This is a genomic window from Albidovulum denitrificans (genome assembly GCF_002973535.1).
Taxonomy (GTDB): Bacteria; Pseudomonadota; Alphaproteobacteria; order Rhodobacterales; family Rhodobacteraceae; genus Albidovulum; species Albidovulum denitrificans.
Map to the genome: position 1 here is coordinate 1 of NZ_PVEP01000012.1, position 19,702 is coordinate 19,702.

20 protein-coding genes and 3 pseudogenes are annotated in these 19,702 nt (G+C 67.5%); 14 read left to right on the plus strand and 9 right to left on the minus strand.

Going from position 1 to position 19,702, the window contains the following annotated elements; genetic code table 11:
• A partial coding sequence (locus LX70_RS18475) for an integrase core domain-containing protein (RefSeq protein ID WP_146111612.1) occupies positions 1 to 294 on the plus strand: 294 nt, incomplete at its 5' end.
• A 30-nt stretch (positions 295 to 324) separates the two neighbouring features.
• Positions 325 to 780: pseudogene (locus tag LX70_RS18480) on the plus strand (IS66 family transposase); the annotation flags it as partial.
• Here the strand turns inward: LX70_RS18480 and LX70_RS18485 are convergent.
• The 9 genes and pseudogenes from LX70_RS18485 to LX70_RS18525 form a co-directional block, all read right to left on the minus strand.
• Positions 774 to 1,340, minus strand: a pseudogene (locus tag LX70_RS18485) (IS6 family transposase); the annotation flags it as partial. The pseudogenes LX70_RS18480 and LX70_RS18485 sit on opposite strands and share 7 nt — an antisense overlap.
• 146 nt (positions 1,341 to 1,486) lie before the next feature.
• Positions 1,487 to 2,227, minus strand: a complete 741-nt coding sequence (cybH, locus tag LX70_RS18490; protein WP_105516280.1) for a Ni/Fe-hydrogenase, b-type cytochrome subunit — start codon at positions 2,225 to 2,227, stop codon at positions 1,487 to 1,489.
• Between the two features lie 9 nt (positions 2,228 to 2,236).
• The gene (locus tag LX70_RS18495; RefSeq protein ID WP_105516281.1) at positions 2,237 to 2,431 is read right to left on the minus strand and encodes a hypothetical protein; all 195 of its coding nucleotides are present in this window, start codon (positions 2,429 to 2,431) and stop codon (positions 2,237 to 2,239) included.
• Between the two features lie 16 nt (positions 2,432 to 2,447).
• A pseudogene (locus tag LX70_RS18500) lies at positions 2,448 to 2,936 on the minus strand (nickel-dependent hydrogenase large subunit); the annotation flags it as partial.
• A 128-nt stretch (positions 2,937 to 3,064) separates the two neighbouring features.
• Positions 3,065 to 4,150: a hydrogenase small subunit gene (locus tag LX70_RS18505; protein WP_105516282.1), complete on the minus strand. Its 1,086-nt coding sequence runs from the start codon at positions 4,148 to 4,150 to the stop codon at positions 3,065 to 3,067.
• A 190-nt stretch (positions 4,151 to 4,340) separates the two neighbouring features.
• Positions 4,341 to 6,596, minus strand: coding sequence for a carbamoyltransferase HypF (gene hypF, locus LX70_RS18510; protein ID WP_245885135.1), 2,256 nt, complete (start codon positions 6,594 to 6,596; stop codon positions 4,341 to 4,343).
• A gap of 31 nt (positions 6,597 to 6,627) precedes the next feature.
• Positions 6,628 to 8,040, minus strand: a complete 1,413-nt coding sequence (locus tag LX70_RS18515) for a nickel-dependent hydrogenase large subunit (protein ID WP_105516283.1) — start codon at positions 8,038 to 8,040, stop codon at positions 6,628 to 6,630.
• Positions 8,037 to 9,023 carry an NADH-quinone oxidoreductase subunit B family protein gene (locus LX70_RS18520; RefSeq protein WP_245885136.1) on the minus strand — a complete coding sequence of 329 codons (987 nt, stop codon included), beginning with the start codon at positions 9,021 to 9,023 and terminating at the stop codon, positions 8,037 to 8,039. The genes LX70_RS18515 and LX70_RS18520 overlap by 4 nt, the downstream gene beginning before the upstream one ends.
• Positions 9,020 to 10,360, minus strand: coding sequence for a sensor histidine kinase (locus tag LX70_RS18525; protein WP_425430605.1), 1,341 nt, complete (start codon positions 10,358 to 10,360; stop codon positions 9,020 to 9,022). Before LX70_RS18525 ends, LX70_RS18520 begins: the two co-directional genes overlap by 4 nt.
• 282 nt (positions 10,361 to 10,642) lie before the next feature.
• On the opposite strand from LX70_RS18525, the gene LX70_RS18530 reads away from it, so the two are divergent.
• From LX70_RS18530 to hypE, 12 genes are read left to right on the plus strand one after another with little or no spacing between them, the layout of a single operon-like run.
• The gene (locus LX70_RS18530) at positions 10,643 to 11,257 is read left to right on the plus strand and encodes a HyaD/HybD family hydrogenase maturation endopeptidase (protein WP_245885137.1); all 615 of its coding nucleotides are present in this window, start codon (positions 10,643 to 10,645) and stop codon (positions 11,255 to 11,257) included.
• A 31-nt stretch (positions 11,258 to 11,288) separates the two neighbouring features.
• Positions 11,289 to 11,609, plus strand: a complete 321-nt coding sequence (locus LX70_RS18535; RefSeq protein ID WP_105516286.1) for a HypC/HybG/HupF family hydrogenase formation chaperone — start codon at positions 11,289 to 11,291, stop codon at positions 11,607 to 11,609.
• A gap of 3 nt (positions 11,610 to 11,612) precedes the next feature.
• Positions 11,613 to 12,029: a thioredoxin domain-containing protein gene (locus LX70_RS18540; RefSeq protein ID WP_105516287.1), complete on the plus strand. Its 417-nt coding sequence runs from the start codon at positions 11,613 to 11,615 to the stop codon at positions 12,027 to 12,029.
• 7 nt (positions 12,030 to 12,036) lie between these two features.
• Complete coding sequence (locus tag LX70_RS18545) at positions 12,037 to 12,870, plus strand: hydrogenase expression/formation protein (protein ID WP_105516288.1); 834 nt, start codon at positions 12,037 to 12,039, stop codon at positions 12,868 to 12,870.
• Complete coding sequence (gene hybE / locus LX70_RS18550) at positions 12,867 to 13,661, plus strand: [NiFe]-hydrogenase assembly chaperone HybE (protein ID WP_105516289.1); 795 nt, start codon at positions 12,867 to 12,869, stop codon at positions 13,659 to 13,661. Before LX70_RS18545 ends, hybE begins: the two co-directional genes overlap by 4 nt.
• Positions 13,658 to 14,527, plus strand: a complete 870-nt coding sequence (locus LX70_RS18555) for a hypothetical protein (RefSeq protein WP_105516290.1) — start codon at positions 13,658 to 13,660, stop codon at positions 14,525 to 14,527. Before hybE ends, LX70_RS18555 begins: the two co-directional genes overlap by 4 nt.
• On the plus strand, positions 14,520 to 14,861 hold the full coding sequence (gene hypA, locus LX70_RS18560) for a hydrogenase maturation nickel metallochaperone HypA (protein ID WP_105516291.1): 342 nt from the start codon (positions 14,520 to 14,522) through the stop codon (positions 14,859 to 14,861). The genes LX70_RS18555 and hypA overlap by 8 nt, the downstream gene beginning before the upstream one ends.
• Entirely contained in the window at positions 14,861 to 15,736 is an 876-nt protein-coding gene (hypB, locus tag LX70_RS18565; protein ID WP_105516292.1) for a hydrogenase nickel incorporation protein HypB, read from the plus strand. Before hypA ends, hypB begins: the two co-directional genes overlap by 1 nt.
• Positions 15,733 to 17,211 carry a sigma-54-dependent transcriptional regulator gene (locus LX70_RS18570; protein ID WP_105516293.1) on the plus strand — a complete coding sequence of 493 codons (1,479 nt, stop codon included), beginning with the start codon at positions 15,733 to 15,735 and terminating at the stop codon, positions 17,209 to 17,211. The genes hypB and LX70_RS18570 overlap by 4 nt, the downstream gene beginning before the upstream one ends.
• A gap of 1 nt (position 17,212) precedes the next feature.
• The gene (locus tag LX70_RS18575; protein ID WP_105516294.1) at positions 17,213 to 17,494 is read left to right on the plus strand and encodes a HypC/HybG/HupF family hydrogenase formation chaperone; all 282 of its coding nucleotides are present in this window, start codon (positions 17,213 to 17,215) and stop codon (positions 17,492 to 17,494) included.
• Positions 17,491 to 18,627 carry a hydrogenase formation protein HypD gene (hypD, locus tag LX70_RS18580; protein WP_105516295.1) on the plus strand — a complete coding sequence of 379 codons (1,137 nt, stop codon included), beginning with the start codon at positions 17,491 to 17,493 and terminating at the stop codon, positions 18,625 to 18,627. Before LX70_RS18575 ends, hypD begins: the two co-directional genes overlap by 4 nt.
• The gene (hypE, locus tag LX70_RS18585) at positions 18,624 to 19,646 is read left to right on the plus strand and encodes a hydrogenase expression/formation protein HypE (protein ID WP_105516296.1); all 1,023 of its coding nucleotides are present in this window, start codon (positions 18,624 to 18,626) and stop codon (positions 19,644 to 19,646) included. Before hypD ends, hypE begins: the two co-directional genes overlap by 4 nt.
• Positions 19,647 to 19,702: the final 56 nt, after the last annotated feature.

The following is a 19,702-nucleotide window of genomic DNA, read 5'->3' on the forward strand; positions in this document are numbered from 1 at the left end:
AGCGATCGCGGAAGCCAGTATTGCTCGGTGGACTATCAGGCCGAACTCAGAAAGCGCAGCATCCTGATCTCGATGAGCGGCAAGGGGAACTGCTACGACAACGCGATGGTCGAGACGTTCTTCAAGACCATCAAGTCGGAGCTGGTCTGGCCAGTCGCATGGCAAACACGCCAGCAGGCCGAAAATGCCATCGCCAGATACATCGACGGGTTCTATAACCCCGTCAGACGACATTCATCGCTCGGCTACCAAAGCCCCATCGCCTTCGAGAGAAAGGCCCGTGAAGTGAGCTAAACGCTCTCCACAAAAGCCGGGCAAGTCCACTACGATCTCGAACGGCAGATTGCCGGTCAGCCCGCCGAACTGCGCAAGGCGGCGAGGCAACAGCACTCCCGCCCCCAGGTCGACGCCTTCAAGGCATGGGCCGAGGCCCAGCTGGCGCGCATTCCGGGCAAGGGCGAACTCGCCAAGGCATTCCGCTACGGGCTGTCCCGCTGGCCATCCTTCGAGCGCTATCTCGAGGACGGGCGCATCGGCATCGACAACAACCCGGCCGAGCGTGCTATGCGCCCGATCGGGGTCGGGCGCCGCAACTGGCTATTCGCCGGCTCCGATAGCGGCGGCGAGACCCTCGCCCGGGCCATGACCCTGATCGAGACCGCGAAGATGAGCGGACTGGACCCGCAAGCCTGGCTCGCTGATGTCCTCGACCGCATCCATGATCACAAGATCAACCGCCTCGACGAGCTGCTGCCGTGGAATTGGGCGCCAACGGCCTGATCCGCGGCATCAATCGGGCGGTTACGCTTCTCGCGCTTCCGGGTCGTTCGGTGGGACCCTTCGATGCGGTTGTTCAGGCCTTTATCCGCTCGGTGATCGGTACCCGGCGCCAATTCGCGAACTGGTTTGACATAGCTGCGCAGCTTGTCGGTGACGATGACGCGCGGCGCGCCGAACCGGCCGACCAGCCCCTTGAGGAAACGCCTTGCAGCCCTGGCGTTCCGCCGGGGCTGTACCAGAATGTCGAGCATGTCACCGTCCGCGTCGATGGCCCGCCAGAGCCAGTGTTTCTTCCCACGGATCGCGACGACCTCTTCGAGATGCCACTTGCCGCGGACGTCGGGCCTGTCGCGCTTGATGCAGCTGGCGAAATGGTGGCCAAATCGGTTGACCCATTTTCGGACCGTTTCCCGGCTGACGATCACGCCGCGCTCCGCCAGCAGATCCTCGACATCCGCCGTGCTGAGCGCAAACCGATGGTACGCCCAAACCGCGTAGGCAACGATCTCGCGGGGGAAGCGGTAGCCTTTCAAGCGCGGCATCTCGGACGGTGCTTTCATTCCCGATGCTTATCCAACGGAGCATCCCGAACAAGTTGGCAATGCCGACGGGCCATGCCGAGGCCCCGCATCTGGCCCGCTTCCGGTCCTGGATCACCGGGCAGTTCGCTGCGTGAACGCCCCCGGCAGGACGATCGAAGACGGGATCAGTCCGGCCTGTCGTCCTTGAACGTCCGCGTGCCGGAGATCATGGTCGAAACGATGGACTGCCGCGACATGATGTCTTCGCGGATGGCGACATAGATATGGATCATCATGAAGATCACGATCCACCACATGCCCAGATGATGCAGCGTATGCAGGCGCTGGCTGTTCCAGATCAGCCCATGGACCCAGCCAAAAAGATCAGCGGTCAGCGACCCTTCCTGCGCGCCCTCGGCATAAAGCGCGAGACCAGTCACGATCATGAAGCTGACGCCAAGCGTGAAGAAGAAGAACATCGCCAACTGGGCAAGCGGGTTGTGGCCGACGTATTTCTTCGGCTCCTTCGCCAGAAACAGATACCAGCGCACCTCGAACAAGACCTCGCGCCAATATTCGACCCGCCAGAACGGAACGTAGAACAGCTGGCGCGCATGGTGGTTGCCGAAAAAGGCCCAGTAGATGCGGCCGAGGAAGCCGAAGGTCAGGATCATGCCCGCCGCGAAATGGGCAAAGCGGATATAGCCGAAGACGAACTGCTGCACCGCTTCGCCGATCTGCATCGAGGGCGGGGGCGAGCCGATGAAATATCCGCTCACGCACAGGACCATGATCGCCGCGGCGTTGACCCAGTGCCAGATGCGGACCGGCGCCTCATAGACATAGACCGACGTCTGGTGGCTGACCGAGGCGAGGTCCTCGGGCGCCAGGTCATGCGCGGGAACGGTGGTTGAGGGGGATGCCATGGCCGCCCCCTATCCGCGCCGCGACCGCAGAAGAACGACCCCGACAAAAAGCGCCGCGGCAACGGTCAGCACCACGGCGATGGCGTGGTCGGGCTCGCTCACCCAGTGCAGTGCGCCGATCTCGCGCGCGGCCTCGTGGCCCTGATGGGCCAGGGCAGGTCCCGCCAGCAGGGTGGCGGCGGCCGAAAGGGAAAGTTTCTTCATCGCTATGTCTCCTCTCTCAGCGAACCTTGACCCGCGCCAGTTCCTGGCCATCGGGCGACATGACATGGGTGGAACAGGCCAGGCAGGGATCGAAACTGTGGATGGTCCGCAGGATCTCCACCGGCTCTTCCGGGCGTTCCACCCTGGTATCCATCAGGCTCGCCTCGAAGGCGCCGATATTGCCCGCCAGGTCCCGCGGCGATCCGTTCCAGGTCGTCGGCACGACGCATTGATAGTTCTCGATCCGCCCGTCCTTGATCTTGACCCAATGACCAAGCGCACCGCGCGGCGCCTCGGTCGCGCCGACGCCCTTCGCCTCTTTGGGCCAGGTCGAGGGGTCCCATTTGGCGACATTCGCGGTCGACTCATCGCCCGCCTTGATATTGGCCACCAGCTTGTCGAAGAACTGCTTTTGCAACCGGCCGCAATATTCGCTTTCCAGCGCCCGCGCCGCCGTCCGGCCCAGCGTCGAGAATACCGCCTGAAGCGGCAGCCCCATTGCGGATGATGTTGTTCTCATCCACGTTCACCTCGCAGCGCATATGGCCCTCGATCCGGCAGACCGGATCGACCACCACGCGCTGGCCTGCGGTGTCAAGGGTAAAGCCATTCGGCGTCGTCACTCCCATGGCCTCAGCCCTCCACTTTCTCTTGCGTCTTCTTCTGCGCGCGTTTCAGCGCCGAGATGGCGGCATGCACCGCCACGGCGCCGCCCACCACACCGGCGGCGGTCAGACCCACCTTGTCGGCATTCGCCTCGACCCCGAACTGGTTGATGTTGGTCAGCCGGTTGTAGAACGACCCCTGATCCCAGAACCCGTCCTCGGAACAGCCGATACAGCCATGCCCCGACTGGATCGGAAAGCTGGTGCCTTCGTTCCAGCGCACGGTGGAGCAGGCGTTGTAGGTGGTCGGACCCTTGCAGCCCATCTTGTAGAGGCAATAGCCCTTGCGGGCGTTTTCATCGTCCCAGGCTTCGACGAACTGGCCCGCATCGAAGTGCGGCCGACGATAGCACTTGTCATGGATACGCTGGCCGTAAAACATCGCCGGCCGCCCCTGACGGTCCAGTTCAGGGAGACGGTCGAATGTCAGCATATAGGTGATGACCCCGGTCATCACCTCGGCAATCGGCGGACAGCCCGGCACCTTGATGATCGGCTTGTCGGTGATGACCTTGTGAACCGGGGTGGCGCGCGTGGGATTCGGGCTTGCCGCCTGCACGCAGCCGTATGAGGCGCAGGCCCCCCAGCTGATGATCGCCTTGGCGCCTTCGGCCGCATGGCGCAACTGCTCCACAAAGGGCTTGCCGCCGACGATGCAGAACATCCCGTCCTCGTTCAGCGGCGGGTTGCCCTCGACCGCAAGGATGTAGTTGCCCCGGTATTTCTCGATCGTGTCCTCAAGTGCGGCTTCGGCCTGATGCCCGGCCGCCGCCATCAGCGTATCGTCATAGTCCAGACTGATCATCGACAGGACGACATCCTTGGCCAGCGGATGGGCGGAGCGGATGAAGCTTTCCGAACAGCAGGTGCATTCAAGCCCGTGAACCCAGATCACCGGCGTGCGCGGCTTGGTTTCCATCGCATGGGCGATCTTCGGTACGAAGGCGGGGCCAAGGCCCAGGGCGCTTGCCGTCAGGGAACAGTATTTCATGAAACTGCGCCGGGTGATCCCCTGCCGGCGCATGACCTCATAGAACGTTTCGATCTGGCTCAACGCTGGCCCTCCCTCTCCCCTGTCGCGACTGGCGCGCCTCTGCGACAATCAGGAAATCAGGATGGACCACGGTATACAAAGAAAACCGCCCAAGGCGGCGGCGTGGGTGTTGTCGTTTGATTTCAGCTATTTGTGGCAGGATGCCCCTGGCAGCGCCGGTCGCCCGCCTTCCGCACGGCGCCGCCGCCGGTCAGTTTCTTTCCGCCCCGCGCAGCCCACGCGCCGCCGCGATCACCGCCTGGCCAAGCGCAAGCCCGCCGTCATTCGCAGGCGTCACCCGATGGGTCAGGACCGGCACGTCGCCCAGGGCCTGAACGGTCAGGTCATGCAGCAGCGGGTTCTGGAAACACCCGCCCGACAGGACCACCGCCCGCGCCGCCCCGCGCAAGACGAGGTCCCGCGCCACGCCCGCGAAGGCGGCCGCCAGCCCGGCATGGAACCGCCAGGCCAGCAGCCCCCGCGGCTCGCCACGGCGGATGGCACGGCGGACCTCGGCCCAAAGGGGCGCCGGATCGATCAGGCCGCCCGACACCGCAAAGGGCAGCCCCTGCCCCGCCCCCCCGGCCATCGCCTCAAGCCGCATCGCGGCCTCCCCCTCATAGGTTTGCGCGTCGGCACAAAGGCCCAGCACGGCGGCGAAGGCATCGAAAAGCCGCCCGGCGCTTGACGACTGCGGCGCGTTGATCCCGCGCGCCGCCGCCTGCCGCACCGTGTCCAGCGGTCGGCCCCCGAACAACTCATCCGCCCAATCCGTCAGCCCCGCCTGATCAAGCCGCATCAGCGCGTTGCGCCAGGGGTCGCGCGCGGCCCGGTCGCCGCCGGGCAAGGGCGCGGGCCGCAGTGCGGCGTGGCGTTCGAAACCGAGGTAGTCGCCCAGCAGCACCTCCCCGCCCCAGATCGTCCCATCCGGGCCAAGCCCGGTACCGTCCAGCACGATCCCGGCGACAGGGCCGCCCTCAAGCGGCCAGCCGTTCTCGGCCAGGCAAGAGGCCAGATGGGCGTGATGATGAAAGACCTCGACCAGCGGCAGCCCCATGGCCCGCCCCGCCTGCGTGGCGCGGTAGCCGGGATGGGCATCGACCGCCACGACTTCGGCCCGGTGATCGAAAAGCGCGGTATAATCGGCGACCGCCTTGCCGAATTCCTCGGCGCAAAGCGCGTCATCCAGATCGCCCAGATGATGGCCAAGAAGGGCCTGCCCGTTCTTCACAAGGCAGATCGCCCCCTTCATCTGCCCGCCAAGCGCCAGAACCTGCCCCGCGCCCCCGAAGCCGGGCGGCAGGGGCAGCGTCCCCGGCACTCGCCCGCGCGCGCGGCGCAGCACCATGGGCGGGGTCGCGCGTTCCACGCTGTCATCCAGCCGCCGGGCGATGTCGCGGTCATGACAAAGGAAGGCATCGGCGAACCCACCAAGCTTCTTGCGCGCCTCGTCATTACCGACCACCTGCGGTTCACCCGACAGGTTGCCGCTAGTCATCACCAGCGGCCCGCCGAAGGCATCGCAAAGCAGGTGGTGCAGCGGCGTGTAGGGCAGCATGACCCCCAGCGTCGCCATCCCCGGTGCCACGCCGTCCGGCAGAACCCCGCGCGAGGGGACCAGAACGACGGGTGCGGCCGGGTCATGCAGCAGCGCAAGATCGGCATCGCCCAGAACCGCCACCCGCGCCAGATCGGCCGCGCGGCCCATCAGGGCCAGCGGCTTTGACGGCCGGTGCTTCCTGTCGCGCAGCCGCGCGACCGCAGTCGCATTCGCGGCGTCGCAGGCCAGATGAAACCCGCCAAGCCCCTTGACCGCCAGAACCTCACCCGCCTTCAGGCGCAGCGCCGCCTGCGCCACCGGATCGCCCGGCCTCTCCTGCCCCCCGACCTCAAGCCAGAGGCGCGGGCCACAGGCCGGGCAGGCGACCGGCTGGGCGTGAAAGCGCCGGTCGGCAGGGTCGCGATACTCTGACAGGCAGTCCGCGCACATCGGAAAGGCGGCCATCGTGGTCTGCGCCCGATCATAGGGAAGCCCGCGCAGGATGGTGAAGCGCGGGCCGCAATGGGTGCAGTTGGTGAAGGCATAGCCCCCGCGCCGCCCGGCGCCCCGGATCTCGGCCGCGCAATCCGGGCAGGTGGCGGCATCGGGCGTCACCCGCGTTTGCGCGCCCTTGCCCCGGCTTTCGGCAATCTCGAAACCCTCCGGCAGCGCGCCCGCGAATGCCGCCACCTCAACCGCGTCGATGCGGGACAGGCCCGGAGCGCGCGCTGAAATCGCGGCGATGAACGCATCGGTGCCGGGACCCGCCACCTCGATCCCGACGCCCTCGGGATCGTTCCAGACCCGACCACGCAGACCGAATTCGCGCGCCAGTTGCCAGATGAAGGGGCGGAACCCGACCCCCTGCACCTGTCCGCGGACCCGTATCGTTACCCCTTCGGCTTTCATCCTGTTCCAGACGTCCATGACACCGGCGCGGGAAGGCCCCCGGCCGCGCCTAATGTACCGTGCAGACCATGCAGGGATCGAAACTGCGCACCACATGCTGCACGGCCAGCGCCCCCGGTCCGGTGACCGGCACGCCCTCAAGCGCCGCCTCAAGCGGGCCCGGCACCCCGGCGGCATCGCGGGGCGAAAAGTTCCAGGTCGTCGGCGCGATGATCTGGTAGCTTTCGATCCGCCCGCCCTCGACCCGCAGCCAGTGGCCAAGCGCCCCCCGCGCCGCCTCGACCAGACCGGCGCCGCGCCCGGCGCGCGGGACACGGCCCTGGGCGATGAACTGCGCGCCCGGCGCGATCCCTGCAACCAGCCGTTCCATCACCGGCTGCGTCCGGGCCAGTTCCAGCAGACGCGCCGCGACCCGCGCCAGAACGCCACCGCCCGCCAGCGCGCGGGCCAGCGGATGCCCGTCCACCACCTGCCGCGCCAGCGCGCCGACCTCCATCCCCAGCCCGTTCAACCTTGGCGCCTTGCACCAGGTATAGGCGGGCCCTGCCATGGTTTCGTCGGGTTCGGTCAGCCCGTCGAAGGGATGCGCGGTGGCGCCCGTCATCCAGGCATGGCTCAGGTCCTCGGCGATCCCGTCGGGGGCCAGCGGCCGCGCCCCCCCGTCCCAGACACCCGCGGCGAAAACCGGCCCCTCGGCCAGACGATAGGCGCCATAGGACAGGTACCGCCCCGACCCGCGCCCCAGCCGGTCCAGCCCGAGGTCCGCGGCGATCTCAAGGAACAGCCCGACATCCCCGCGCCCCCAGGACATCAGGTCTTCCATGGTCGTCAGTGCCGCGAACGCCTCAAGCGGGCCGCCAAAGACCACCTCTTCCAGATAGCGCCGGAACGCCCGCAGGGTAGAGCCAAGGCGCACCTTCTCACGCGCGCCGGGGGCGCGGGTCACGCCACCGGGCTGAATCGCGAGCGTATGTGGCCATTTCCCGGCCAAAAGGCCCATGACATGCAAAAGCTCTGCCCGCGCCTCCACGGCCCGGCGCTGCGCGCTGCCCTCCATCGCCGTGAACCGTTCGACCGCGCGCGGATGCCAGGGGCGCGCGGCATAGTCGGGACGGGCGGAATCCGGCATGAAGAACAGATGGAAATGCGTCAGGTGATCGGCGACATTCTCCGCCGCGTGGATCAGCGCCGCCATTGCGGCACCCGCCGGTGTCGGCTGCAACCCCATCGCCCCGGCCAGCGCCGCCGCCGCCGCCGCCGACTGGCTGATCGAACAGATGCCGCAGATCCGCGGGGTGATCACCAGCGCATCACGCGGATCGCGGCCCGGAAGCATCCGTTCGAAACCCCGGTAGAGCGGCGCGTTGACCTCGGCCCGCGCCACGACCCCGTCGATGACGCTGAGCGAGACCTCAAGGTCGCCCTCGACGCGGTTGAAAGGTCCGACGACAAGCCGTGTCATTTTGCCCTGCGCAATGTGGGTGGCACCACAACCCGGTCGGCCTTGGCGTTCTTTGCGATCCGCTCGGGCGTCGCGGCCTTGGACAGCGAGGCCAGCGCCATGAACCAGGCCTTTGGCATATCGGTCGGCAACCCGACCGGAAAGCCCGCGATCTTGGGCGTTTCGACAAAGGCATGGGCCGGGTCCTCGAACTGCGGCGCCGTGCAGTTGATGCAGGGATAGCCGCCGCGCGTGCAGGAACCCTCGCCGTTCCAGGGCCGGATATTGCAATCGCCCACCGCCTGCGTGCCGATGCAGCCGAGGTTTTCCATCATGCAGCCGATTTCGGACAGCTCGCCCGCGCTGGCCTTGTATTCGTAATATTCGTTCTTCGGACAGCCGTGATGCACCAGATGATCGGCGTAGAAGCGCGGCCGCGCATAACCGTCAAGCGCCACCACCTCCCCCGCCGCCAGCAGCATCAGCGTTTCGCTGACCCAGCCGGGATGGGTCGGGCAACCGGCCACGTTGATGACCGGGCCGCCGCCGCGCGACCGCCAGTCCGGGGCGAAAAGCCCCCCTTGCAGCCCGCCGTCATATTGCAGCCCCACCGCGTCCGACGGGTTGCCGCCCGCCGCGGTGACACCGCCAAAGGCCGCGCAGGTCCCGACCGCCACCACATGCCGGGCGCGGGGCGCGATCCGTTCGACCCAATACATCAGGCTGCGCCCCGTTCCCGACAGCATCTGGAACCGTCCGCTGCCGCCCGGCCCGCGCGCGATCGCCCCTTCGACACAGAGGATATCCAGCGCGACACGCCCCTCCGCCACCTCCTCCAGAAGGCGTCGCACCTCATCGCCGGTCTCGACCGACAGGGCGGGATGCCACAGCAGCCGGATCCCTGCATCCTCCAGCATCTCCATCGCGCCGGGGCTTTCCGCGCACAGAAGCGACATCGTGCAACCGCCGCAGCCCGAGGCCTGAAGCCAGAGCATCGTGGTCATGCGCCACCTCCCCCCGCCAGCGGCAGTTCAAGCCGGAAGGCCGCGCCATCCTTCGTCTCGGCCAGGGAAAGCGTCCCGCCATGTTCCTCGGCGATCTTGTGGCTGATCGACAGGCCCAGCCCGGTGCCGCGCCCGACCGGCTTGGTGGTGAAGAACGGATCGAAGATCGAGGCCCGCGCGCCCTCGGCCACGCCCGGACCGTTATCGGCCACCACAAGCACAGCCAGGGCCCCCTCGGGGCGGACCGACAGGCGGATCACCCCGCCCTCGCGCCCGTCCAGCGCATCGACGGCATTCTGGACCAGGTTCATCACCACCTGCTGCGCATGACCCATGCGCCCCGCCACCTCGGCCCGTTCGATCGCGGTTTCAAGCCGCACCGGCTGCTTCATGCCGCGCAACACCCATTCCGCCGCGATCCGCGCGGTTTCGCCCAGATCGAAGACGACCGTCTCACCCGAACCGTCCGAGGAGAGCCGGCGCAAGTCCTCGACAATGTCGCGCACCCGTTCGGCACCGTCGCGCGCGCCATTGATCGCCTCGCGCAGGTTGGCGATCTCTCGGTCCAGCCGCAAATCGCGGCGCAACGCGATCAGCTCATCCCGGCTGGCACCGTCCTGAACGCGGGCGAAATAGCTTTCGAACTTGCCGACGTAGCGCTCAAGCGCGTGGGTGTTGGCGTAAACGAAGCTGATCGGGTTGTTCAGCTCATGCGCGACCCCGGCCAGAAGCCTGCCGAGGCTTGCCAGCTTTTCATTCCTGACCAGAAAGGATTGCGCGGTCTTCAGGGCGTCATGGCTCTCTGTCAGCTCGGCATAGGCCTTGCGCAGCGCACCAAGCGGTCGGCCAGTCAGGACATAGCCATCGACCCGGCCCCGGTCGTCAAGGCGCGGCGCGACCGACAGGTCAAGCGGCTCCGGCCCCTGTGGCGTGACAAGATCGCATTCGAAACTCGCGCCCCGCCGCCGTTCGCGCACCTTCTGCAACACGGTGGTCAGCATCGGGTGCTGACCTGCGCCGAACATGTCCTCCAGCGGCGCGCCAAGCGCCTCGGCCTCGCTCCGCCCGGTCATCGTGACGACCGAGCGGCTGACCTGCGCGATACGCCCGGCCCGGTCCGCCACGATCAGCACATCCGACATCGAGGACAGGATCGCGGTCAGGAATCCGCGCATCTCCATCAGTTCGGCATTCTGCCGCTCCAGCCGTTCCTGATAATCGACAAGGTTCGCATAGGTGCGATCCATCGCCGACAGGACCTCGATCCAGGCGTCGTCGCTGAAATGGGGCGGACGGGCGGGTCCGGTGGCATCGCGGCGGGCGTTCATGCGGGCGATGCTAGGCGCAACGTCCCGCGCTGCAAAGCGGATTCCGTGGGGCGGAAATCGCCTCCAGACGCGCCGATTGGAAGGTTTCTTTCCACTCTTTCCCGGACATGGCAAACACCCTTTCGGACCCCGACGGGCCGGACGCATCCGACCCGGCGGTTTTTCCCTGCCCTCTCAACCCCTTGCCGGATAATCACCGGGCAGGGTGTTTCCACCCTGCCCAATCCGAAAACGATGCTGTCACTTGGTATCAAAGGTGAAAGCCATTCGACCAGTCTTGGGGAGGAGCGCGTGTCGAAACCTGTGCTGATTCTAGGCATCGGCAACGTTCTTTGGGCCGATGAGGGCTTTGGCGTCCGCTGTGTCGAGGCGCTGGCCGAGACCTTCAGCCTGCCGCCGAACGTGCGCCTTCTCGATGGCGGGACGCAGGGTCTTTATCTTCTGCCGTTCCTGGAAGAGGCCGAGGCGCTTCTGGTCTTCGACGCGATCGACTACGGGCTGCCTCCCGGCACCATGAAGGTCATCCGCGACGACGCGGTACCCGCCTTCATGGGCGCCAAGAAGATGAGCCTGCACCAAACCGGCTTTCAGGACGTCATCGCCACGGCGACGATGATGGGCTACCGCCCGCCCGAAATGGTGCTGATCGGCTGCCAGCCGGTTGAGCTTGACGATTACGGCGGCGGCCTGCGCCCCCTGATCTCGGCCCGCATCCCCGACGCGCTTACCCTCGCGCGCTCCATCCTCGGCGAATGGGGCATTCCCGTTACCGAAGGGCGCACCGACAGCGAATTCCTTGCCGATCCGTCGATCCGCCGCGACGCCTACGAACGGGGTCGCCCCTCGGAAGCAGAGGCTTGCCGCACCGGGGACGAGCGGTTTTTCCCGGAAGGACCGCAGCGATGATGGGCCGGCAACCGGACGAAAGGGCGCGCTGATGTGCATCGGCATCCCCATGCGCCTGACCGGGGTGACGGGCATCGTCGGCCATGCCCTGAACGGGGACCGGCCCGAAACCGTCGACCTGTCGCTGGTCCCCGAAGCCAGAGCGGGGGACTGGGTGCTGAACTTCCTTGGCACCGCTCACGCGATCCTGCCCGAGGATGAGGCGCAAAAGATCCGCGCCGCCCTCGACGGCCTTTCCGCAATCATGCGGGGCGAGGGGCCGGGCGCCGCCTTTGCCGATCTTGAGGGTCGCGAACCGTCGCTTCCCGCCCACCTTCAGGCCGCGCGCGACGCCGGTCAAAGCACAGGCTGACCCATGCACGATCACGCCCCCCACAACCTGCCCCCCGCGACGGGAATCCATCCACTGATCGCAAGGCTTGAGAGTGCGTTTCACTATCCGCGCCTCGGCTCGGCGCATGACGTGACCGAATTCCTCGCACGTCCCGGTCCGCATTGCCTGTTCATCCCCGGCGACCCGCGCCGCAACCTGGAAACGGCGGACGCGGCCGTGATCCTGCCGGAACTGCGCCTTGCGTTCCAGAACGCCTTCGACTGTGCCGTCATCGACGATGCGATCGAGGCCGCCCTTCGTGAAGAGTACCGCGCGCTGAAAACCCCCGGCCTGCTCTTCTTCCGTGGCCCGGCCTACCTTGGCGCGATCGAAAAGGTCCGCGACTGGTCGGATTACCTGGCCCGGACCGGGCATCTCCTGTCCCTCGAAACCGCGTGAGGCCGTCATGGTTAACCCGTTCACGATCCCGCCCACGGGCTTCGGCCCCGGCTCGCAGCCCGACCCTGAGGGAGAGCTGCACTACATGACCATGCCCTCGGGCATGCGGACCTATGCGCCCCATGTGCCGGACAGCGAGGATCAGGCAGCACTTGTCGAAGCCACCGCCATGCTGGCGGAGATGGCCGCCGCCTGCGAGATCGTCGCGCAAGGCGCCGCGCCCGCGGGCTTTGACCTCTCCACCCTCGGCCCTCAGGCCCGCAAGGTCATGGCCGACGCGCTGGGGCAGGGTGAGGTCAGCCTGAAGATCCGCGGCATTCCGGCGCTGATGGTGCAGGAAAGCGTCTTTGCCGGGGTCTGGATCTGCGCCGCCAATGGCATCGACCGGGTAGAGATCGCGCCCATCCCGTCGCAGGCGCTCAGCGCGGCACATATCGCCCACCGGCCCGCGGCGGGAACGCAGGCGAGGCGGGTCGCGGGCCTGGCCAATGCCCCGGCGGTCCTGACCGAACTGCTGGACAAGTCGCAAAGCCGCCCGGCGGGCGGGCCGCCCCATATCGTCAACCTCTCGCTTCTGCCCCACACGCCCGAGGACCTTTCCTGGCTGGACGAAGCGCTTGGCGAGGGCGCGGTCACCATCCTGTCGCGCGGCTATGGCAACTGCCGGATCACCGCGACGGCCCAGCCCCGCGTCTGGAAGGTGCAGTTCTACAACTCGATGGACACGCTGATCCTCGATACCTACGAGGTGACAGAGATGCCCGAGGTCGCCCTTGCCGCGACCGAGGACCTGACCGACAGCGCCGCCCGCATCCGCGCAGTGATCGAGGCCATCCGATGACCGCGCCCTACACCACCCCGGGGTTCGAAGGCAGCTACCTTGGCGCCGCCGACAAGATCAGCCCGCTTGCGATCATGGAATGCAAGATCTGCTGGACGCCCTATGACCCGGCCGAGGGCGACGATACGCGCCAGGTTTCCCCCGGCACCGCCTTCACCGATCTGCCCGACGACTGGACCTGTCCGGGCTGTTCCGCCCCCAGGGCGCAGTTCCTTGTCCGCGAGGACCCCGGCGCCGCCACCGCCCCCCTTCTGGCCGAGATGGCGCACCGGACGGCGGCACTGGTGGCGGATTTCACCGAGGTCTTCAATGGCAAGATGCGCGACCTGCCGATGGTCAACCACGCGCTTCACGTCGAGGCGGTGGCGTTCCGGCCCCATGAGGGTGGCTTTCTCGGCGCCCTTGTCGCGCCCTGGTTCCTGAACCTCATCTTCCTGCCGCCAGAGGGCTATCCGCTGAAGGAAGCGACCGCGAAAGAGGTGATCCGCTTCCCGTCGGGGGAGTATGAATTCCTGCACAACGCGCGGGACCAGACCGGCCCTTACCTTGCCTGTTCGCTTTTCTCGCCGATGGGCGACTTCACCAGCCAGCTTCAGGCCGTGGAGGTCGCCCGCGCGGCGATGGTCGAACTTTTCAAGGCCGGGAACCGGGCCGAAACCGACCGCGCGGCCGAGATCCGCGCGATCCGCACCGCGGACCTGGCGCCGCCGGAGACGGAACCCGCGCCGGAGACCGCGCCACACTCCGACCCGTCGCGCCGCACGCTGATCACCGGGGGACTTGGCCAATGACGCTTTCGGCCGTCACGCTGACGCTTGGCCCGAAGGGGCCGACCCTTGTCTCCGCCCCGCGGATGCCGGTCGAGGACATGGTCATCGGTCGCCCCGTCGCCGAGGTCGCAGAGCTGTTGCCGCGCCTCTTCAACCTGTGCCGCATGGCGCAGACTGTGGCGGCGAAACTGGCGCTTGGCCTGCCCGCGACGGAAGATCCGATGCCGGAGATCATCCGCGACCATGTGCTGAAGCTTTGCATCACCCTGCCCCACGCCTTCGGCCTGCCCGCCCTTGCGGTGCCAGAGCCACAACTCTTGCCACACCGCCATCCCGCCGCGATGCTTCTCGGGCCGGGGGGGCTTCCCGACGACCTTGACGATCTGCGCGGCCCGCTGGTCCCGCTTTTTCAGCACCTCGCCCGGACCTTTCCGCCCGGCGCCGCCACGACCACCCCCTTGCCCGCGCCGCTCCATCCCCTTGTCGGGGGCGCGTTCGAAAACTCTGCCGCCGGTCGGCAGGCGGACCACCCCCTGCTCCGCCGTATCGAAAGCAGCCACGGGCGCGGCCCGCTCTGGCGCCTTGCCGGGCTTCTCGCCGATCTCGACGCCGCGCTGGCGGGGCGGCTGGGCGGTGCAGAGCTTGTCGATGGCATCGCCACGGTCCCCGCCGCACGCGGCACTTATGCCCTGCGTCTGACCCAGTCCGGCGGCCTTGTCACCGGCCTGATCCGCCGCACGCCGACGGACCACATCCTTGCCCCCGGCGGCGCGCTGCGTCAGTCGCTGGCCCGGCTGCCGGACGGGCGCCGCGACCTTGCGCAACAGGTCGTCGCATTGCACGATCCCTGCGTGCCGGTGACAGTGAGGGAGGTCGAGGATGCATGAGATGAGCCTGGCCGAAGGCATCCGCAGCATTGTTCAGGATCAGGCCCGCACCCACGGCTTCACGCGGGTAAAGACCCTGCGGCTTGAGATCGGCCGTTTTGCCGGGGTGGAGAAACCGGCCCTTGCCTTCGCCTTCGACGTGGTGATGCGCGGCAGCCCGGCCGAGGGCACGCGCCTTGAAATGATCGACCTGCCCGGCCGCGCGCTTTGCTATGACTGCATGAAGACGGTCGAGATCGCCGAACGGCTGGACCCCTGCCCCGACTGCGGCGGCGGCAAGCTGATCCCCGAGGGCGGGGACGAGATGCGGATCAAGGATATGGAGGTGGCGTGATGTGTACGGTGTGCGGATGTTCGGAGATGGTCACCGCCGACGGCAAGGTGATGAGCCATGAGGAGGCGGATCGCCTTGGCCTCGATCACCACCACGCCCCGGCCTTCCGGCCCGAAAGCGCGCCGCTGCCGTTCCCCCATGTCCATGCCGGCGGCCATGACCACCACCATTACGGCACCGGCGCGGCCGGGGTTTCGGTGCCGGGCATGACGCAGGATCGCCTGATTGAGGTCGAAACCTCGATCCTTGCCAAGAACGACGCCATCGCGGCAAGCAACCGCCGGGTTCTCGGCGCGCTCGGCGTGCTGGCGCTGAACCTCGTCTCCTCGCCCGGCGCGGGCAAGACCACGCTGCTGTGCCGGACGATCGAGGCCTTGGGCGACACCCCCCTTGCGGTGATCGAGGGCGACCAGCAGACCAGCGCCGATGCCGACCGCATCCGCGCCACCGGCGCGCGGGCGCTTCAGATCAACACCGGAAAGGGCTGCCATCTGGACGCGCAGATGGTCGGCCATGCTATCGACGACCTGCGCCCCCGACCCGGCTCCTGCCTTTTCATCGAGAATGTCGGCAACCTCGTCTGCCCCGCCGGGTTCGATCTGGGCGAGGATGCCAAGGTTGCCATCCTGTCGGTGACCGAGGGCGAGGACAAGCCGCTGAAATACCCCGACATGTTCACCGCCGCGCGCCTCGCGATCCTGACCAAGCTGGACCTCGCCCCGCATTGCGACGCCGACCTTGCCGCCTATGAGGCGAACCTGCGCCGCGTCAATCCGAAGATCGAGATCCTGCGCCTGTCCACCCGCACCGGCGAGGGGATCGACGCCTGGATCGACTGGCTTCATGCCCGCCGCGCGGAGAAGGCCGCGCCATGACCACCCCGCGCCCCGCGATCCTTCTGGTCGATGACGAACCCCACAGCCTTTCGGCGATGCGCATGGCGCTTGAGGATGAATTCGACTGCCTCACCGCCTCGGATGCCGAAAGTGCGGTGGCGAGGATGGAGGAGGAGTGGGTCCAGGTCGTGATCTGCGACCAGCGCATGCCCGGCCGGACCGGGGTGGAACTGCTGACCGACCTGCGCGAACGCTGGCCCGACGCGGTGCGCATCATCATTACCGGCTATACCGACCCCGCCGCCATGGCCAGCGCGATCAACGACGCAGGCATCCACCAGTTTCTGACCAAGCCATGGCACCCCGAACAGTTGTTGATGACAGCCCGCAACGGCGCCCGTCTCTTTCAGCTCGCGCGGGAGAATGAGAGGATGGCGCTGGACATGCGGCTGCTCGCCTCATCGGCGCAATCCAAGCTTGACAAGCGCCGGGCCGCCCTGCGCGAGGGGCTTGGCTTCGACACGATCCTGCGCTCTCCGCACAGCCCGATGAACGCCGTGATCGAGGCGGCCCGCCATTACGCGGGGTTCGACATTCCCGTCCTTCTGACGGGGGAGCCCGGCACCGGGCGCGGCCCGCTGGCCCGGGCGATGCACCTGGCCTCGCTGCGCTCTGACAGGCCGTTCAACGCGCTTTCGCTGTCCGGCCTGCCGGAAGATCTGGCGATGATGGAGCTTTTCGGCGCCCGGCGCGCGGCGGGGTCGGGCGGGGCCAACCGCATCGGCCTGGTCCGCAAGGCCGACCGGGGAACGCTGTTCCTTGAAGGGATCGAACATGCCACCCCCGCCCTGCAACTGGCACTTTGGCGGCTGGTCGATGAGGGGACCTATTCCCCCGGCGGCGGGCAGGAAACGCTGACCACCAACCTGCGCCTGATCGCGGGCGCCGGCACCGACCTTGCGATGGCCGTGGCCGAGGGGCGGTTCCGCCCCGATCTTTACTATGCGCTGGCGGTGGCCGAACTGACGCTGCCGCCCCTGCGCGCCCGGCGCGGCGATGTGGCGCTTCTGGCGCAAAGCTTCCTGGACGACCTAGCCGCACGGCACGGCAAGACCGCGCATGGCTTCACCCCCGCCGCGCTGGACTTCCTTGAAAACTGGGACTGGCCGGGCAACCTGAAGGAGTTGCACAACGAAGTGACCCGGATGCTGGTCTTCGCCCGCGACCCGATGCTGGGCGCCGAACTGATCTCGCGCCAGATCCTTCAGGCCGACCCTTCAGACGGCGGCGCCGACCGCAGCGCCGAGGCGGTGCTGACCGCGTCCGGCACGCTCAAGGACCGCACCGACCTGATCGAGATGCGCATCCTGCGCGAAACGCTTACCCGGCTGCGCTGGAACAAGTCCCGCGCCGCCGTCGAACTGGGTCTTTCGCGCGTCGGCCTGCGGGCCAAGCTTGATCGCTACGGCATCGCCGAACCGTCCGACCACGCCCCCGAAGAAGAGGAAACCTGACATGTGCCTCGGCATCCCCGGCCGCATCACGGCCATCACCAGTCCCGACCGCCTCATGGCCATGGCCGAGGTTTCGGGCGTGCGCCGCGAAGTCAACGTCGCCTGCGTCGCCGGGAACCGGCTGGACGATCTGGTCGGCCAATGGGCGCTGATCCATGTCGGCTTCGCCATGTCCCTGATCGACGAGGATGAGGCGGAAAAGACCCTTCTGGCGCTGAAAGACCTGGGCGAGGCGCAGGAAACGCTGGAACAGATGGCCGCCAGCCAGGAGGCGCTGCAATGAAATTCGCATCGGAATTCCGCGATCCCGCCGCCGCGCGCGCGCTTCTCTCGGCGATCGCCGCCAGGGCCGACCAGATCGGCGCAACCCGCGCGCATCCGATCCACATCATGGAGATCTGCGGTGGCCACACCCATTCGATCTTTCGCTACGGCCTCGACAAGCTGATCCATGAAGGGGTGGAGTTCATCCACGGCCCCGGCTGCCCGGTCTGCGTCCTGCCAATGGCCCGTGTCGATGAATGCGTGGAGATCGCCGAACGGCCGGGCGTGATCTTCACCACCTTCGGCGACGCCATGCGCGTCCCCGGCCACCGCAAGTCCCTGTTGCAGGCGAAGGCGGACGGGGCCGACATCCGCATGGTCTATTCGCCGCTTGACGCGCTGGAACTGGCGCGGCGCAACCCCGAACGCGAGGTGGTGTTCTTCGGCCTGGGGTTCGAGACCACGACCCCCTCGACCGCGCTGTCGATCCAGCAGGCCGCGCGCGAGGGGCTGGCGAACTTCTCCGTCTTCTGCAACCACATCACCGTGCCAGAGCCGATCAAGGCCCTTCTCGACGATCCTGACATGGTGCTTGACGGGTTCATCGGCCCCGGCCACGTGTCGATGGTGATCGGCACCCATCCTTACGACTTCATCGCCCGCGATTATGGCAAGCCGCTTGTCGTCGCGGGGTTCGAGCCGACCGACCTTCTGCAATCCGTCCTCATGGTGCTGACCCAGATATCCCTCGGCCGCGCGGCGGTGGAAAACCAGTATGCCCGCGTCGTGCCGGAACATGGCAACCCGGTCAGCCTTGCCGCGATCGAGGATGTCTACGAACGCCGGCCCAGCTTCGAATGGCGCGGCCTGGGCGAGATCGACGCAAGCGGCCTGCGCATCCGGGCGAAATACGCCGCCTACGACGCCGAAGAAAAGTTCGGCATCGGCTATGCCGCGGCGTCGCGCAACGTGCCGGAAATCGAGGGCTGCGCCTGCGGCGCCGTGATGACCGGCAAGCTGAAGCCGACGCAATGCCCGCAATTCGGCACGGGCTGCACCCCCGAAATGCCGCTTGGCGCGCTGATGGTGTCGTCCGAAGGCGCCTGCGCGGCCTATTGGCAATATGCCGGCGCAAGGACCGCCGCCGAATGACGCTGCGCGACATCCATGTGACGATGGCCCATGGCGGCGGCGGCAAGGCCATGCGCGACCTGATCGACGAGGTCTTCACCGCAGTCTTCCAGCCGCCCGGTAGCGAAGATCAGGCCCGGCTGACGAATGACGCGCTTAGCGAGCCGGGCGCTAGGCTTGCCTTCACCACCGACAGTTTCGTGGTGACCCCGCTTGAGTTTCCCGGCGGCGACATCGGCAAGCTTGCCATCTGCGGCACCGTGAACGACCTTGCCGTCGGCGGGGCGCGGCCGCTTTGGCTTTCCGCCGCCTTCGTCATCGAAGAAGGCTGTGAGATCGCGCTGCTTCGCCGGATCGTCGCGACCATGGCGGAGGAGGCCGCGAAAGCCGGGCTGCGCATCGTGACCGGCGACACCAAGGTGGTTGAACGTGGCAAGGGCGACGGCGTCTTCATCACCACCGCCGGGATCGGCGTCATCCCGCCCGGTATCGACATCGGCGCCGCGAAGATCCGCCCCGGCGATGCCGTCATCGTCAACGGTGTCCTCGGCGATCATGGCGCGACGATCCTTGCCGCGCGGGGCGACCTCGCGCTGTCCGCCGATCTGGTGTCGGATTGCGCGGGGCTGGGGCATCTGATGCAGGCGGCCCTTGCCGCCGCGCCGGGCATTTCCGCCGCCCGCGACTGCACCCGCGGTGGTCTTGCCAGCGCGCTGAACGAGATGGCGGCAGAGGCGAACGTGACCGTGGAGCTTGAGGAAGCACGGCTGCCGCTGCGCCCCGAGGTCGTCGGGATGTGCGAAATCCTCGGCCTTGACCCGCTCTATCTGGCCAATGAGGGGCGGCTGGTGCTGTTCTGCCCCGCCGATCAGGCCGACGCCGCCCTTGCCGCGATGCGCGCCCTGCCCGAGGGCGCGGGCGCGACCATCATCGGCCACACCCTTGAACGCTGCGGCGCGCCCGTCACCCTGCGCACCGCCTTTGGCGGCGCCCGCATCGTCGACATGCTGATCGGCGAACAACTGCCGCGCATCTGCTGAGACCCGGCACCGGAAGGATCGGGGGCGCGGCTTCGGCCAGGGTCACCCCGACATGC

What these genes read in the sequence shown, in the direction of transcription:
- cybH (WP_105516280.1), bottom strand. Translation starts at nt 2,227, where the DNA reads ATGGCATCCCCCTCAACCACCGTTCCCGCGCATGACCTGGCGCCCGAG.
- LX70_RS18495 (WP_105516281.1), bottom strand. Translation starts at nt 2,431, where the DNA reads ATGAAGAAACTTTCCCTTTCGGCCGCCGCCACCCTGCTGGCGGGACCT.
- hypF (WP_245885135.1), bottom strand. Translation starts at nt 6,596, where the DNA reads ATGGACGTCTGGAACAGGATGAAAGCCGAAGGGGTAACGATACGGGTC.
- LX70_RS18515 (WP_105516283.1), bottom strand. Translation starts at nt 8,040, where the DNA reads ATGACACGGCTTGTCGTCGGACCTTTCAACCGCGTCGAGGGCGACCTT.
- LX70_RS18520 (WP_245885136.1), bottom strand. Translation starts at nt 9,023, where the DNA reads ATGACCACGATGCTCTGGCTTCAGGCCTCGGGCTGCGGCGGTTGCACG.
- LX70_RS18535 (WP_105516286.1), top strand. Translation starts at nt 11,289, where the DNA reads ATGTGCATCGGCATCCCCATGCGCCTGACCGGGGTGACGGGCATCGTC.
- LX70_RS18540 (WP_105516287.1), top strand. Translation starts at nt 11,613, where the DNA reads ATGCACGATCACGCCCCCCACAACCTGCCCCCCGCGACGGGAATCCAT.
- LX70_RS18545 (WP_105516288.1), top strand. Translation starts at nt 12,037, where the DNA reads ATGGTTAACCCGTTCACGATCCCGCCCACGGGCTTCGGCCCCGGCTCG.
- hybE (WP_105516289.1), top strand. Translation starts at nt 12,867, where the DNA reads ATGACCGCGCCCTACACCACCCCGGGGTTCGAAGGCAGCTACCTTGGC.
- LX70_RS18555 (WP_105516290.1), top strand. Translation starts at nt 13,658, where the DNA reads ATGACGCTTTCGGCCGTCACGCTGACGCTTGGCCCGAAGGGGCCGACC.
- hypA (WP_105516291.1), top strand. Translation starts at nt 14,520, where the DNA reads ATGCATGAGATGAGCCTGGCCGAAGGCATCCGCAGCATTGTTCAGGAT.
- hypB (WP_105516292.1), top strand. Translation starts at nt 14,861, where the DNA reads ATGTGTACGGTGTGCGGATGTTCGGAGATGGTCACCGCCGACGGCAAG.
- LX70_RS18570 (WP_105516293.1), top strand. Translation starts at nt 15,733, where the DNA reads ATGACCACCCCGCGCCCCGCGATCCTTCTGGTCGATGACGAACCCCAC.
- LX70_RS18575 (WP_105516294.1), top strand. Translation starts at nt 17,213, where the DNA reads ATGTGCCTCGGCATCCCCGGCCGCATCACGGCCATCACCAGTCCCGAC.
- hypD (WP_105516295.1), top strand. Translation starts at nt 17,491, where the DNA reads ATGAAATTCGCATCGGAATTCCGCGATCCCGCCGCCGCGCGCGCGCTT.
- hypE (WP_105516296.1), top strand. Translation starts at nt 18,624, where the DNA reads ATGACGCTGCGCGACATCCATGTGACGATGGCCCATGGCGGCGGCGGC.